The sequence below is a fragment of the Lysinibacillus telephonicus genome (assembly GCF_003966145.1).
GTDB lineage: Bacteria > Bacillota > Bacilli > Bacillales_A > Planococcaceae > Ureibacillus > Ureibacillus telephonicus.
Genome location: NZ_RXNR01000042.1, coordinates 1 through 14,911, shown reverse-complemented (window position 1 = coordinate 14,911; position 14,911 = coordinate 1). Strand labels below are relative to the sequence as shown.

At 35.9% G+C, this 14,911-nt stretch carries 14 protein-coding genes and 1 tRNA gene; 12 read left to right on the top strand and 3 right to left on the bottom strand.

Features of this window, described 5'->3' with window-relative positions:
- Positions 1–56: 56 nt before the first annotated feature.
- Positions 57–314 (top strand): HPr family phosphocarrier protein, encoded by a 258-nt coding sequence (locus EKG35_RS13845; protein ID WP_126295143.1) that lies wholly within the window; start codon positions 57–59, stop codon positions 312–314.
- A gap of 300 nt (positions 315–614) precedes the next feature.
- Here EKG35_RS13845 and clpP read toward each other — a convergent pair whose 3' ends face one another.
- A complete protein-coding gene (clpP, locus tag EKG35_RS13840) occupies positions 615–1,208 on the bottom strand; it encodes an ATP-dependent Clp endopeptidase proteolytic subunit ClpP (protein WP_126295142.1) in 594 nt (197 codons plus the stop codon).
- 309 nt (positions 1,209–1,517) lie between these two features.
- Here clpP and EKG35_RS13835 point away from each other — a divergent pair.
- Positions 1,518–1,592, top strand: a tRNA-Arg gene (locus EKG35_RS13835).
- Between the two features lie 176 nt (positions 1,593–1,768).
- On the opposite strand, the gene EKG35_RS13830 is transcribed toward EKG35_RS13835, so the two are convergent.
- Positions 1,769–2,011 (bottom strand): hypothetical protein, encoded by a 243-nt coding sequence (locus EKG35_RS13830; protein ID WP_126295141.1) that lies wholly within the window; start codon positions 2,009–2,011, stop codon positions 1,769–1,771.
- Between the two features lie 965 nt (positions 2,012–2,976).
- Here EKG35_RS13830 and EKG35_RS13825 point away from each other — a divergent pair.
- The 3 genes from EKG35_RS13825 to EKG35_RS13815 are packed head-to-tail and all read left to right on the top strand — an operon-like array spanning position 2,977 to position 5,228.
- Complete coding sequence (locus EKG35_RS13825; RefSeq protein WP_246020386.1) at positions 2,977–3,783, top strand: basic amino acid ABC transporter substrate-binding protein; 807 nt, start codon at positions 2,977–2,979, stop codon at positions 3,781–3,783.
- An 18-nt stretch (positions 3,784–3,801) separates the two neighbouring features.
- Positions 3,802–4,509 (top strand): amino acid ABC transporter permease, encoded by a 708-nt coding sequence (locus EKG35_RS13820; protein ID WP_126295140.1) that lies wholly within the window; start codon positions 3,802–3,804, stop codon positions 4,507–4,509.
- A complete protein-coding gene (locus EKG35_RS13815; protein ID WP_126295139.1) occupies positions 4,506–5,228 on the top strand; it encodes an amino acid ABC transporter ATP-binding protein in 723 nt (240 codons plus the stop codon). The genes EKG35_RS13820 and EKG35_RS13815 overlap by 4 nt, the downstream gene beginning before the upstream one ends.
- 500 nt (positions 5,229–5,728) lie before the next feature.
- On the opposite strand, the gene EKG35_RS13810 is transcribed toward EKG35_RS13815, so the two are convergent.
- A complete protein-coding gene (locus EKG35_RS13810; protein ID WP_126295138.1) occupies positions 5,729–6,343 on the bottom strand; it encodes a spore coat protein in 615 nt (204 codons plus the stop codon).
- Positions 6,344–6,529: 186 nt separating this feature from the next.
- Here EKG35_RS13810 and EKG35_RS13805 point away from each other — a divergent pair, with 186 nt between their 5' ends.
- The 7 genes from EKG35_RS13805 (at position 6,530) to eno (ending at position 14,334) form a co-directional block, all read left to right on the top strand.
- Complete coding sequence (locus EKG35_RS13805; protein ID WP_126295137.1) at positions 6,530–6,760, top strand: glutaredoxin family protein; 231 nt, start codon at positions 6,530–6,532, stop codon at positions 6,758–6,760.
- 254 nt (positions 6,761–7,014) lie between these two features.
- Positions 7,015–8,043: a sugar-binding transcriptional regulator gene (locus EKG35_RS13800; RefSeq protein ID WP_126295136.1), complete on the top strand. Its 1,029-nt coding sequence runs from the start codon at positions 7,015–7,017 to the stop codon at positions 8,041–8,043.
- 81 nt (positions 8,044–8,124) lie between these two features.
- Positions 8,125–9,129 (top strand): type I glyceraldehyde-3-phosphate dehydrogenase, encoded by a 1,005-nt coding sequence (gene gap, locus EKG35_RS13795; protein WP_126295135.1) that lies wholly within the window; start codon positions 8,125–8,127, stop codon positions 9,127–9,129.
- Between the two features lie 307 nt (positions 9,130–9,436).
- Positions 9,437–10,621 carry a phosphoglycerate kinase gene (locus EKG35_RS13790; RefSeq protein WP_126295134.1) on the top strand — a complete coding sequence of 395 codons (1,185 nt, stop codon included), beginning with the start codon at positions 9,437–9,439 and terminating at the stop codon, positions 10,619–10,621.
- Between the two features lie 16 nt (positions 10,622–10,637).
- On the top strand, positions 10,638–11,393 hold the full coding sequence (gene tpiA, locus EKG35_RS13785) for a triose-phosphate isomerase (protein WP_126295133.1): 756 nt from the start codon (positions 10,638–10,640) through the stop codon (positions 11,391–11,393).
- 107 nt (positions 11,394–11,500) lie between these two features.
- Positions 11,501–13,036, top strand: coding sequence for a 2,3-bisphosphoglycerate-independent phosphoglycerate mutase (gene gpmI, locus EKG35_RS13780; RefSeq protein ID WP_126295132.1), 1,536 nt, complete (start codon positions 11,501–11,503; stop codon positions 13,034–13,036).
- 5 nt (positions 13,037–13,041) lie between these two features.
- Entirely contained in the window at positions 13,042–14,334 is a 1,293-nt protein-coding gene (eno, locus tag EKG35_RS13775) for a phosphopyruvate hydratase (RefSeq protein ID WP_126295131.1), read from the top strand.
- Positions 14,335–14,911 lie beyond the last annotated feature (577 nt).

Below are 14,911 nucleotides of genomic sequence, written 5' to 3'. Positions count from 1 at the left end.
CAATTTAGATAAGATAAAAATATAGTGATGAACGGTGTGAAAGGGAGTATCGTAAAATGGTTGAAACCAATGTGGAAGTAAAATTAAAATCAGGTTTGCAAGCAAGACAAGCGGCGCTTTTTGTTCAAGAAGCAAATCGCTATAAGTCTGAAGTGTATTTACAAAAAGATGAGAAAAAAGTAAATGCTAAATCTATTATGGGTATTATGAGCTTAGCTATAGCAAGAGGAACATCAGTGACACTTATTGCTGACGGCAAAGATGAAAATGAAGCACTAGATGGATTAATTAAGCTTATTCAAAAAGAAGAATAGGCAGAGCTTTGTAAACGCTCGCAGTAAGGGTCCGTCTAAAAAGGCAGTTTGGACTGCCCCTTGTGCCGAGGATAGGCATGTTTTGGTGTAACCATCATAAAAAGCAAATATTATACTTAGATTAAAGCAAAGGGCTTGTTCAGAAAATAGTTTCTGGGCGGCTCTTTCTTATTTAAGAAGCAAAACCAATATTAGTGAATAAATATATAATAACGTACAAAAAATTAAGCCCATACAAAAAAGCACAATCCAGCTTTTAAAGCTGAATTGTACTCTTTTTAGAATGAGCTGATATAGGTATTAAGCTTTCTCGTTACTACGTGTAATAATACCGTCGATTAAACCATATTCTTTCGCTTGTTCTGCAGTCATGAAATTGTCACGGTCAGTATCTTGTGCAATTTTTTCTAAAGGTTGACCAGTACGCTCAGATAAAATTTTATTTAATTTATCGCGTAAGAATAAAATGCGTTTCGCAGCAATTTCAATTTCAGTTGCTTGACCTTGAGCGCCTCCAAGTGGTTGGTGAATCATAACCTCTGCATTTGGTAATGCATAACGCTTACCTGGTTCACCAGCAGCTAGTAAAAATGCACCCATTGATGCTGCCATACCGATACAAATTGTTGATACTTTAGGTTTAATAAATTGCATTGTATCGAAAATCGCCATGCCAGCAGTAATTGATCCACCAGGTGAATTGATATATAGTGAAATATCTTTATCTGGATCTTCAGCTGCTAAGAATAACAATTGCGCTACGATTGAGTTCGCAACATTGTCATCAATAGCACTACCAAGTAAAATAATGCGGTCTTTTAATAAACGAGAATAAATGTCATAAGCACGTTCGCCGCGATTTGTTTGTTCAATAACTGTAGGAATTAAATTCATTATTAAATCCTCCTTATTAAAGGTTAATTTGTTTACATAATGCTGAAGTAATCTTCAGCTGTAACAATATCATACACAGAATAGTCAAGGAAGGTCAAATATAAACTCTGAGGATGAGAAAATATTATTCACTACCTATTGTATGGATAAAAAAGAAATAATCACCACGTTAAATAAATAATAATTGGAAACGACTTTTACTTTACAGTTGAATTATGATACAGACATTTGTATAATAGTAAAGTCGTCATTTGAACAAAATGATGTTTAAAATATTTCCTTGTTTAATGTGTAAACCTATTTATAAGTGTCCTCGTGGTGTAATGGATAACACAGAAGATTCCGGTTCTTCCGCTGGGGGTTCGATTCCCTCCGAGGGCGCCATTTTACTGTTTAAGATACCTATATATAATATGAGAAAACCGTGCAAACATTGAGTATCAACGTTTGTGCGGTATTTTAACGTTTTAGTGCATGTTCGAGGTAACGATAATAAAACGACGCTCAAATACTATACATTTTCTCTCTATTCGTAATGAATGTGATTATTTAGAGCTGTGCTATTGGAAAACATACTGTACACTAAATGCTTCATGAGTTTGATGAAGATTTTGGAATCTAAGTTCTTTAATGCCGAGTTTGTTTAAGTTTCGGTTTAATTGTTTATTAACTGCAATATTACTTACCACTTTAACTTTTCCATCTAACTTGAAAATTAAACCATTTTTTTCAACTTCATATTCATTTAGTTTTTTACTTCCTTCATACGTTAATGTATTTTTCAGTTTCTTTTTAATGGGCACAGAGCTACTAATTTAGGCTTTTCTTGTATAGTCTATTAAGATATAACAGTACTATTATTAAAGAGCGTGCTACCTTTAAAATACGGATAAATAGATTACTATACACGACTTAACTTGAATGTTTTTTAATTAACAGGATTCACATGAGCAGGGAAGGGGAAAAATTGAAGTTTCTAGATATTAACAAATAACTAGTTTATTAAATATTTTTCAAAAAAACTATTCAAAACGGTTGATTATTTCCTTGAAAGCTAGTACATTAGTTAATGTTGTGATTTATAACGAATGATAAGTTTTTATTAGTGCTACATATCAAGCCATCAAATTATTGATTTGTAGCTGTTTTTCGTTTGTTACAATATGCCCTATAAGGGCGCCATTTTACTGTTTCAAATAAATAATATAAAAGCTAGACCTTGCTGAAGTTTATTAGTTTAGCAGCCTAATAAACTTCAGGGGGAATGAAAAATATGGGGTAAAATGCAATTACTGTACCAATTCATTTTACCCTTAATTCATTCTCTTTAAACTATCATTACCTATCATTTCATATAAAATTTTTATGAGTAACGATACATTGTATAATTTTAGTTTGAGGTTTGAATGATAAACGGGTATCCCAAAGTGAACTTTGGAATACCTTTTTTATTTTGAAATAGATGACATGAAAATGTAACAAGAGAATTAGATTTCCTCTTATACTGATTATTTTGAAAAAATAAAAAGTTATATTTATAAATTTTTTCAATAGTTAAAAAGCCCAACAATTCCTTATGTTTCGACTTTTTTCTCCATCTTTGATTGTATAAAATGACTATAATTTTTCATATTTATTATTCTTTTATTGAATTTTGTATTGTATAAAAATTTCGAAATTTATATAATGTAAAATATCATATAGTTGTTTTCAATAATCAGACAATTGTTGTTGGAAATAATAAATTACTTAATAGGGGGTTTCAATATTGAAAAAAATTAAATTCTTATCAATGTTTATGATTTTTGCAGCAGTATCTATTATTCTTGCGGCTTGTGGTACAAGTGGCTCGGAATCTGAAACATCTTCTGGTTCAACAGGTTCAGAAGGCGGAGATGAAATTACTAAATTAGTAGTAGGTACAGAGGCTACATACGCACCATTTGAATATATGGACGACAAGGGAAATGTTGTTGGGCTTGATGTTGATATTCTTAATGCTATTGGAAATGAAATTGGTGTTGAATTTGAAGTTCGTAATGTTGGCTGGGAGCCGGTATTCCAACAAGTAACAAATGGTGAAATTGATATGGGGGCTTCAGCGATTACGATTACAGATGAACGTAAAGAAACTTATGATTTTACAGATCCATATTATGAAGCTACTCAATTAATAATCGTAAAAGAAGGTTCAGATATTAAATCATTAGCTGATTTAGCAGATAAAAAGGTTGCAGTTCAAATTAACACAACAGGACATATGGCAGCACAAGATTTACAAGGTCAAACAAGTACAAATATTATGGCTTATGAAAACCTTCCAATCGCTATTCAAGAAGTAGTAAATGGTACAGCTGAAGCGGCTATTGGTGATAACGCAGTAGTCCTTCAATACATTAAAAACAATCCAGAACAAAAATTAGTTTCTATTGAAGATGATAGCTTCGAAAGTGAATACTATGGATTTATGGTGAAAAAAGGAAATACAGAAGTGCTTGATAAATTGAACGAAGGACTTCAAAAAATTAAAGATAATGGCAAGCTAGCAGAAATTACAGGTCAAGAAATCGAATAATAATTGGGGGTGTTTCAGATGGACTTCTTAGATTTACGCTGGGACATTATCTGGAACTACCGTGAGTTATTTTTACGTGGTATCTGGGTAACGATCGTATTAACAGTTTGCGGTTATATCGGCGGTATCATATTAGGTATTTTAGTAGGGCTTGGTGAAACCTCTAAAAGAAAATGGATTTATTGGCCTTGTAAAATCTATGTTGACTTATTCCGTGGTACGCCAATGCTTGTACAAATTTTGATTATTCATTTAGCATTTATTCCCGCGGTTTTCGGTCAATCATTTGGATTTATGGTTTCAGGTATAACAGCACTTATTTTAAACAGTGGTGCATATAACGCAGAAATTATTCGCGCCGGAGTTCAGTCAATCGATAAAGGGCAAATGGAAGCAGCTCGTTCCCTTGGTTTAACACAGGGCCAGGCTATGCGAAAAATTATTTTGCCGCAAGCATTCCGTCGTATGATTCCTCCATTAGGGAATGAATTTATCGCATTATTAAAAGATTCTTCACTTGTTACTGTTATTGCTGCCAACGACATTTTATATGCTGCAAAAGTAGTTGCAGGTGCATACCAACGTTTCTGGGAACCATACTTAGTAGCAGCGATACTGTACTTAATATTAACTTACCTCGTAACGAAGGTAGTTGCATTTGTTGAAAAGAGATTTAGCAATGACTACAATCCGCGAAGAAAACGAGAAGGGCGGGTTGAAGCATGATAAAAGTAGAAAATTTACACAAATATTTTGATAAGCTTGAAGTATTAAAAGGAATTGACTACGAAGTTCATGAAAAAGAGGTTGTCTGTGTTATTGGTCCTTCTGGGTCAGGTAAAAGTACATTTTTAAGATGTATCAATTTACTAGAAGAAATAACAGATGGTGCAGTATATATTAACGGAGTCAAAGTTAATGATTCGTCAACAAATATTAATGATATTCGTACAGAAGTTGGGATGGTATTTCAGCAATTTAATCTTTTCCCGCATATGACGGTGATTGATAATATTACGATGGCGCCTATGCTTATTCGAAAAATGTCAAAGCCAGATGCAGAGAAGTTGGCACTGGAGTTGCTTGATAAAGTAGGGCTTCGCGAAAAAGCACATAATTATCCGCAGCAATTATCAGGTGGTCAACAACAACGTGTAGCCATCGCACGTGCCCTTGCTATGAAGCCAAAAGTTATGTTATTTGATGAACCAACCTCTGCCCTAGATCCTGAAATGGTAAATGAAGTTTTAGATGTAATGAAACAGCTGGCATTTGAAGGAATGACAATGGTAGTTGTAACCCATGAAATGGGCTTTGCACGAGAGGTTGCGGACCGAGTTGTATTCATGGACGGCGGTTACATTGTGGAAGAAGGAAAACCGGCCGAAATATTCAGTAATCCTAAAAATGAACGTACAAAAGCATTTTTAGGAAAAGTATTATAAAAGTAAAATCCATTTGATGGTTTGACTAGCCATCAAATGGATTTTTTAATGTACTAAAAAAGTAGAGAGGCTTCCGCTTTTCTAGCTCCAGCTACGGCGGCTTGGCTCTCGTGTCGCTTCAGCTTCCTTCTGCGCGTGCAAGCACGCTTGGCGGAAGGCTTCCAGCGCAAGTCGAGCCAGAACAGCCGCCTCCGCTTTTCTGAATGTCTAGCTCCAGCGCCCAGCCCCTCGAGGTCGCTTCGGTCCCTCGGTCGAAAGCGGGCTTTCGATTCGGGCCATCCGCCGCACACTGATGTGCAAGTGCCGACAATGCCACACGATGTGGCGCTTTTGTCGGCCAGCGCATGTCGGGGCTAACCAGGGCGCCTCCGCTTTTCTTATTGTCCAGCTACGGCGGCTTGGCTCTCGTGTCGCTTCAGCTTCCTTCTGCGCGTGCAAGCACGCTTGGCGGAAGCTTCCAGCGCAAGTCGAGCCAGAACTAGCCGCCTCCGCTTTTCTTATTAGTTAGGCATATCTTTTGCTTTGTCAGCTTGTCCGTACATATTTAACATTGCTTGCATATCTTGAGGTGAAAGCTGTGGAACTTGGTAGTATCCATTTTTGTTTTGATATAGCGATAATTCGTATGCCATTTCAATACAGTTTTGAATAGAATCTTGTAATACACGTCTTACTACAGGGTTTGTTGACTCAAGTGCAGCTGTTGTTTTACCTGTAGCACCCATTTTGTGGCAGCTTAACAAGAAGCCAGAGATAATAGCGTCGTTAATTTCATTTGCTGATTGCATTGGTTTTTTAGGCTGACCTGGTGTTAAACCATATTTAGTATCGTTGCCCATTTGCATTTTGTATGAACCTGTTGGGTGGCTTGGATCTTGTCCAGTTTTAAAACATTCAGCAGTGATGTTATACTCATCAAGCATAAATGCGTATTGTCTGTCCAAAATATTAAGAAGTTCTTGGTCTTGTACATGTGGACGTAAGAAAATAAATGTATTCATTGCACCGATCGATGCGCTAAGAACTTCATGAACATCTAAAATTTCATGTGCACCATGGTTCGTCGAAAGAGGCATATTACCTTGCATAGCTTGAGATTCAAATTGATTTTCCATTAATTACACTCCTCCTAGATTTTAATGTACAAAAACGTACAGCATTAGTTTGCGTAACTTAAATTTGATTATTCATCACTTTTTTGCGATGCTAATTTAAAATACCTTTTATTTTTATAGAAGGTTAAAAACTTAAGAAAAATCGAATAAGAATTTAAGTTTCATTTTAATTTGGAGGAGTTTGAAATGAAAGTACAATTTTATAGTAGACCGGATTGTCCGTTATGTGTTGAAGGACTATCAGTATTAAAGCTTGTTCAAGAAGATGTAGAATTTGAAATTGAAGTTATTAATATAGAAGATGATGATCAAATACACGAAAAATATATGCTAATGATTCCCGTAGTTGAAAGGGAAGGAAAAGTAATCCAATATGGGAATTTGGATTATGTTACTTTGTTGGAAGCACTTCAGTAATTTTACGTACATTTATAGTGATGAATTTGTGAGTCCTCATCAAGAAAGTAAGCAAGACTCCATTAGCAGGGATTACAATTCATCACGTGTTTAATTTTTATTAATTCGAAAATTTGTAAACTTTAGGCTAAAATCATTGTCGAATTTTACTTAAAAATGTATACTTTATATATAAATTATTTTTTTGCTTTAATTGGGGCATTTTTTATAATGTGGGGCAATTAATACCCAAGTGAAAGCTGAAGGTGTATTCTTTGGATAAAAATTTCGCAAGTGATTCAGTGCAACAACTTGTACCAGAACTGCCGGCCTTACTTCAACTAAGGTATCGAATTTTACAAACGATATCAGTTTCTGGTCCAACTGGAAGAAGGGCGATACAAGATGCTTTAAAAATTACTGAACGATCTGTTCGCAACGAAACAACTTTGCTTAAAAATCAAAAGCTAATAAAAATTACAACAAAAGGAATGGTTTGTACTGAAAATGGGTTTGCAATACTTGAACAGTTAAAACCAATTTTTCAGGAATTATCAGGCTTGGCTCAAAAGGAAAAAGCATTGGCAAAACTTCTGGGAATAGAAAAGGTTGTTATCGTACCAGGTAATCTGGAAGAAGACGAAGGGATAAAACAACTTCTTGGAAAAGAAGCTGTAGCTCACTTAACAGCTATTGCGAAAAAAGATAATACCGTTGCCATTACTGGTGGAAGCAGTGTAGCTTCATTATCTAATTTTTTAACGCCAAGCAAGTCTTTAAATACATTATCCTTTGTTGCTGCACGAGGCAGTATTGGTGATGAAATGAAATACCAAGCAAATACGCTGGTTTCAGAATTTGCATCGAAGTGCCAGGCAACATTTCGCACCCTGTATTTACCTGAAAACTTAAGTAAAAATGCGTATGAAGCCATTATTAAAGAACCTGTTATTAAAGAAATTTTAGATCTTTATGAAAAAATTGATATTGTTATTCACGGAATAGGCACAGCAAAAGAGATGGCAGTTCGACGCAATGCAACCTCAGAACTAGTTCAATTGTTAGAACAAAAACATGCTGTTGGTGAAGCTTTTGGATATTATTTTGATGAGTTGGGGCAAATTATATACCGAATCAACACTATTGGCATCCAGCTTAATCAGGTGAAAAAAAGCCCGAAAATAATTGCGGTTGCTGGAGGAGCTTTTAAAGCCAAAGCTATCCAAGCTTATTTTAAAAATGCTGCAAGTCAAACTACATTAATTACTGATGAAGGGGCAGCAAATGCAATTTTGAATGGTTAATTAATTTTTCTCTAGGCAAAACTGTGTTAGAGCCTTTAGAAATTTTATAAATAAATAATTATTTATTTGGAGGAAAAAACAATGACAATTAGAATAGCAATTAACGGTTTTGGACGAATTGGAAGATTAGTTTTTCGTGAGGCAATTAATAACCCAGAATTTGAAGTAGTTGCAGTAAATGACTTATCAGATGCTCATCAACTAGCACACTTATTAAAATTTGATTCAGTACATGGCATTTATAATGGAGAAGTGCTTTCAGAGGACGATGCTTTTATTGTTGATGGTAAACGAGTACAAGTATTGTCAGAAAAAGATCCTTCAAAATTACCTTGGGGAGAGCTGGATATCGACGTTGCAATTGAATCTACTGGACGTTTCCGTTCACTAGAAGAAGTATCGATGCACGTACAGGCAGGAGCGAAAAAGGCAATTCTTTCAGCACCAGCTAAAGGAGATATGCCAACATACGTAATGGGAGTAAACCATACTCAATATGACCCATCACAGGACGTTATTTCAAATGCATCATGTACAACAAACTGTTTATCACCAGTAGCAAAAGTGTTAGACGAAAAATTTGGTATTAAACGTGGATTAATGACAACAATTCACTCTTACACAAATGACCAACGTATTTTGGACTTCCCACATAGCGATCCAAGACGTGCACGTGCAGGAGCAGTTTCTATGATTCCAACAACTACTGGTGCTGCTGTTGCTGTAGCAAAAGTATTACCGCAGCTAAAAGGAAAACTAGATGGTTTCTCAATGCGTGTTCCAACACCGAACGTATCATGCGTTGACCTTGTAGCAGAGCTAAATACAACTGTAACTATTGAAGATGTAAATAATGTTTTAAAAGAAGCCGCTAATGGCGAATTAAAAGGCATTCTAGACTATAATGAATTGCCTCTAGTTTCAATTGACTATAATGGAAACAAACATTCATCTACTGTTGATGGTCTTTCAACAATGGTTTTAGATAACAATATGATTAAAGTATTAGCATGGTATGATAATGAAATTGGTTACTCTAATCGATTATTAGATTTAGCATACTATATTACTCAACAAGGAAAATAATAAAAGCCATTTGTTGAATGTGACATACTTTTTAAAAATATGTGACATATTTATCTAGTTAAGCACAAAAAGTATAGCCTTTATAATTATTACCATTTATAATGATGAAGGGTAAGGGAGCGGTGGTACATACCCATCGCTTCTTTTTTTAAGATAAGAAAATTTAAAATTTTGCTTTGCATAAGTGGCTTAAAAGTATTCCGCATTTCTATTAGGATTTGAAGGAAACTCTTTCTTGAAAAGAAAGTTCCACTTAGAAACAATTAAAATATCGGCATATTTAAAATTTGAAGGAGGGTTTTCTTCAATGTTTATAAAAAAGACGATGAAGGACGTAGATGTTAAGGGAAAGCGAGTATTTGTACGTGTAGATTTTAACGTTCCAATGGAGGACGGAGAGATTACGGATGATACTCGAATTCGTGCAGCAATTCCAACAATACAGGATTTAGTAAATCGAGGTGCGAAAGTCATATTAGCCTCACATCTTGGGCGTCCAAAAGGCGAAGTGAAAGAAGAATTTCGTTTAACACAGGTTGGAAAACGTTTGGAAGAGCTGATGAATCAACATGTAACAAAACTTGATGAATCAATTGGCGAAGCAGTAGAGACTGCTGTTGAAAATATGCAAGATGGCGATATTATCCTACTTGAAAATGTTCGTTTCCATAAAGGCGAAGAAAAAAATGATGAGCAGCTTGCTAAATCTTTTGCACAACTTGCAGACTTATACGTCAATGATGCATTCGGTGCAGCACACCGTGCACATGCTTCAACGGAAGGGATTGCAAAGCATATCCCTGCAGTTTCAGGGTTATTAATGGAAAAAGAATTAGATGTTTTAGGAAAAGCTTTATCAAATCCTGAAAGACCATTTACTGCAATTATCGGTGGTGCAAAAGTTAAAGATAAAATTGGTGTTATTGAAAACTTACTTGATAAGGTAGACCACTTAATTATTGGTGGAGGTTTATCCTTCACATTTATAAAAGCTCAAGGATATTCAATCGGAAAATCTTTATTAGAGGAAGATAAAATTGAGCTAGCTCGCGACTTTATCGAAAAAGCAAAAGAAAAAGGCGTTCAGCTTCATATGCCAATTGATACTGTAGTAGCAAACGAATTTTCAAAAGATGCTGAAACAAAAGTTGTTGATATTGAAAATATCCCTGAAGACTGGATGGGGCTAGATATCGGTCCAAAAACGGCTGAAAAATATTCAGAAGTTATTAAACAATCCAAACTGATTATTTGGAATGGTCCAATGGGTGTATTTGAAATGGAAAAATTCGAAAATGGTACAAAGACTGTTGCAAATGCGATGGCACAAACAGAAGGATATACAATTATCGGTGGAGGCGACTCAGCTGCTGCTGTAGAAAAATTTGACGTTGCAAAAGAAATGGATCATATTTCGACTGGTGGAGGAGCTTCACTAGAACTAATGGAAGGAAAACAACTTCCAGGTATAGTTGCTTTAAACGATAAGTAAATAGGGAGGCAATTTCATGCGTAAACCAATCATTGCAGGAAACTGGAAAATGTATAAAACATTTGACGAGGCAGTTGAATTTGCAGAAGCAGTACGTGAGAAAATTCCGTCAGAAGATAAGGTAGATTCAGTAATTTGTGCCCCAGCACTTTATTTGCCTACTTTAGTTGATATTGCCATTGAAACTGATCTAGCAATTGGTGCACAAAATATGCATTTTGAAAACGAAGGTGCGTTTACTGGGGAAATTAGCCCAGCACAATTATCAGCAATTAATGTGGATTACGTTATATTAGGACACTCAGAACGACGCGAGTATTTTAATGAAACAGATGAAGCGATTAATAAAAAGGTCAAAGCAGCACTATCACATGGTATTGTACCTATCATTTGCTGTGGGGAAACTCTTGAGGAACGTGAAGCAGGTCAAACAGAAGCAAAGGTTTCAAGCCAAGTAAAGGCAGCACTAGAAGGTTTTACGGACGAAGAAGTAAAGCATATGGTCATTGCGTATGAACCAATATGGGCAATTGGTACAGGTAAAACAGCTACAGCAGACGATGCAAATAGTGTATGTGGTAAAATTCGCGAAACAGTTGGAGGGCTATATGGCTCAGACACTGCAGAAAGTATTCGAATTCAATACGGCGGCAGTGTAAAACCAGAAAATATTGAAGAACTATTATCAAAAGAACATATTGATGGTGCACTTGTAGGCGGAGCAAGCCTAAATGTAGATTCATATTTAGCTCTATTAAATAGTGTTCGCTAAAATATTTTTACATTCTTCTTAATTAGGGAATAAGGCAATAGCCTCGGCAAATATGCTGTATTAGGTTTAGCCGAGGCGAAATTGATATAAATTGGAGGCGGCAGTCAATGCCTAAACAACCCGTTGCATTAATTATTTTGGACGGCTTTGCATTTCGCGATGAGGTGTTTGGAAATGCAGTAGCACAAAGCAAAAAACCAAACTTTGACCGATACTGGAACCAATTTCCTCATGCAACGTTAACAGCAAGTGGGGAAGCGGTAGGTCTTCCAGATGGTCAGATGGGGAATTCAGAAGTAGGCCACTTAAACATTGGTGCGGGTAGAATTGTGTACCAAAACCTAACTCGAATTCATAAATCAATTCGTGATGGCGAATTTTTCAAAAACGATAAATTTTTAGCGGCAGTTCAACATGCAAAAGAAAATAATTCAAAACTCCATTTGATGGGACTTCTATCAGATGGTGGTGTGCATAGCCACTATGAGCATTTATTTGCTTTACTTAAATTAGCAAAAGCAAACGGTCTAGAAGAAGTATATGTACATGGCTTTTTAGATGGTCGTGATGTAGGGCCGTCTACAGCAATTGGCTACATTGAAGAAAGTGAAAAGCAAATGAATGAGATTGGTGTTGGTAAATTTGCTTCAATCCACGGTCGCTACTATGCAATGGACCGTGATAAACGTTGGGAACGTGTTGAATTAACGTATAAAGCGTTAGTTGATGGAATTGGCCAAACAGCAGTATCAGCAAAAATAGGTGTTCAATCCTCCTATGAACGAGAAGTATATGATGAATTTGTTATTCCTTTCGTAATTACAGAAGAGGGTAAACCAGTGGCAACAATTGATTCAAATGATGCCGTTGTATTTTTCAACTTCCGACCAGACCGTGCAATCCAATTATCTACTGTATTTACAAATGATACATTTATTGGATTTAAGCGTTCAGAAAAGCACCCGAAAAATTTAAAATTTGTTTCTTTCACGCACTATAGTGTGGATGTAAATGCACTTGTTGCGTTTGAAAATGTTGATTTGGTCAATACTGTCGGTGAAGTCATTTCAAGAAATGGGCTCACTCAGCTCCGTATTGCTGAAACAGAGAAGTATCCACACGTAACATTCTTTATGAGTGGTGGACGTGAAGCGAAATTCCCAGGAGAAGAACGAATATTAATTGCCTCTCCTAAAGTCGCTACATATGATTTAAAACCAGAAATGAGTGCCTATGAAGTAACAGATGCGCTACTAGCAGAAATTGCAGCAGATAAATTCGATGCAATTATTTTAAACTTTGCAAATCCAGATATGGTTGGGCATAGTGGAATGCTTGAACCAACGATTAAGGCAATTGAAGCAGTTGATGAATGTTTAGGTAAAGTTGTTGACGCAATACTTGAAAAAGGCGGCGCGGCAATTATAACTGCTGACCATGGGAATTCTGATGAAGTAGTTACTTTAGAAGGTGAACCAATGACAGCACATACAACAAATCCTGTCCCTGTTATTGTGACAAAACCTAATTTAATTTTACGCGAAGATGGTATTTTAGCAGACCTTGCACCAACTATGTTAAAATTATTAGGTGTAAAGCAGCCACAGGAAATGACAGGAAAACCACTTATTAAGGAGATTTGATAACCATGCCATTTATTACACAAGTTTACGCTCGAGAAGTATTAGACTCACGCGGTAACCCAACAGTTGAAGTTGAAGTATTTACAGAGTCAGGTGCGTTCGGTCGTGCAATCGTTCCATCTGGTGCATCTACTGGAGAATATGAAGCAGTTGAATTGCGCGATGGCGACAAATCTCGCTATCTAGGTAAAGGTGTTTTAAAAGCAGTTGAAAATGTGAACACTATTATTGCTGAAGAATTAGAAGGAAACTATTCTGTTCTTGATCAAGTAGTAATTGATAAAGCATTAATCGAACTTGATGGAACTGAAAATAAAGGCAAATTAGGTGCCAACGCTATCCTTGGTGTATCTTTAGCAGTTGCACATGCTGCAGCAGATTACTTAGATGTTCCGTTATATCAATATCTTGGTGGAGTAAATGCAAAACAACTTCCTGTACCAATGATGAACATTTTAAATGGTGGAGCTCACGCGGATAACAACGTAGACATTCAAGAATTTATGGTTATGCCAGTGGGTGCTGAATCATTCCGCCATGCACTTCGCATCGGTGCAGAAATATTCCATAGCTTAAAAGCAGTATTAAAAGCTAAAGGCTACAACACTGCTGTAGGTGATGAAGGTGGTTTTGCTCCAAATTTAGGCTCTAACGAAGAAGCAATTACAGTTATTTTAGAAGCAATCGAAAAAGCTGGCTACAAACCAGGTGAAGAAGTTCGTTTAGCAATGGACGTAGCATCTTCTGAATTATTCAATAAAGAAGATGGCAAATACCACTTAGCTGGTGAAGGTGTTGTGAAAACATCAGAAGAAATGGTTGCTTGGTATGAAGAATTAACATCTAAATACCCAATTATCTCAATTGAAGATGGTTTAGATGAAAACGACTGGGAAGGTCATAAATTACTGACAGAACGTATCGGAAATCGTGTTCAATTAGTTGGTGACGACCTATTCGTTACAAATACGAAAAAACTTGCTCAAGGTATTGAACAAGGTGTAGGAAACTCAATCCTTATTAAAGTTAACCAAATCGGTACTTTAACTGAAACATTCGATGCAATCGAAATGGCAAAACGTGCTGGTTATACAGCGGTTATTTCTCACCGTTCTGGTGAATCAGAGGATGCTACTATTGCGGATATCGCTGTAGCAACAAACGCTGGTCAAATTAAAACTGGTGCTCCATCACGTACAGACCGTGTAGCAAAATACAACCAACTTCTTCGCATTGAAGATCAACTAGGAGCAACAGCTCAATATCTTGGATTAAAATCTTTCTATAATTTAAAATAAAACTTAAACTGCTGGGCCTACTTCTTAGGGCTCAGCAGTTTTTTATTAGTTTTTTTAAATTTACTCTTCTCCATCAAAATAAAAATTAAATAGCTATAGATTGCATAGATTTCTAGTGTCATTGAGAAGACATAGAAAACATATAATCAAAGGGAACAGCTAAGTGGTATATTGCAATCTTTCTTGTAAGTATTGGCTATGTTCAAATCTTACATAACAGTTTTTTAATAAGTTACCCTTGGAATAATTATTCATGATAACGACATCAAAACAAGAGTAAATAGAAAGCGTTATCAAAGAGGAGCAAGACAATGGGATGTTCGAAAAAATGACTGCTTTTAATTATGGTTATAAAGGTGGTTATGGCTAAAAGAAAGAGTATGGTGTTGAACGTTTTGTTGAAGGAACATCAGAAATTCATAGCACTTTTGCTACTTTTAATTTGATAAAAGAAATAAGGAGCATTCCTGTTAGAAGGATTTTCAGGGTCTTGAAATAAAAAAAGCCCTCTAGTATGATGCATGAGTGTCAACAGCCATTGACCCATCATCACACAGGAGGACTCCGTCTATGAATT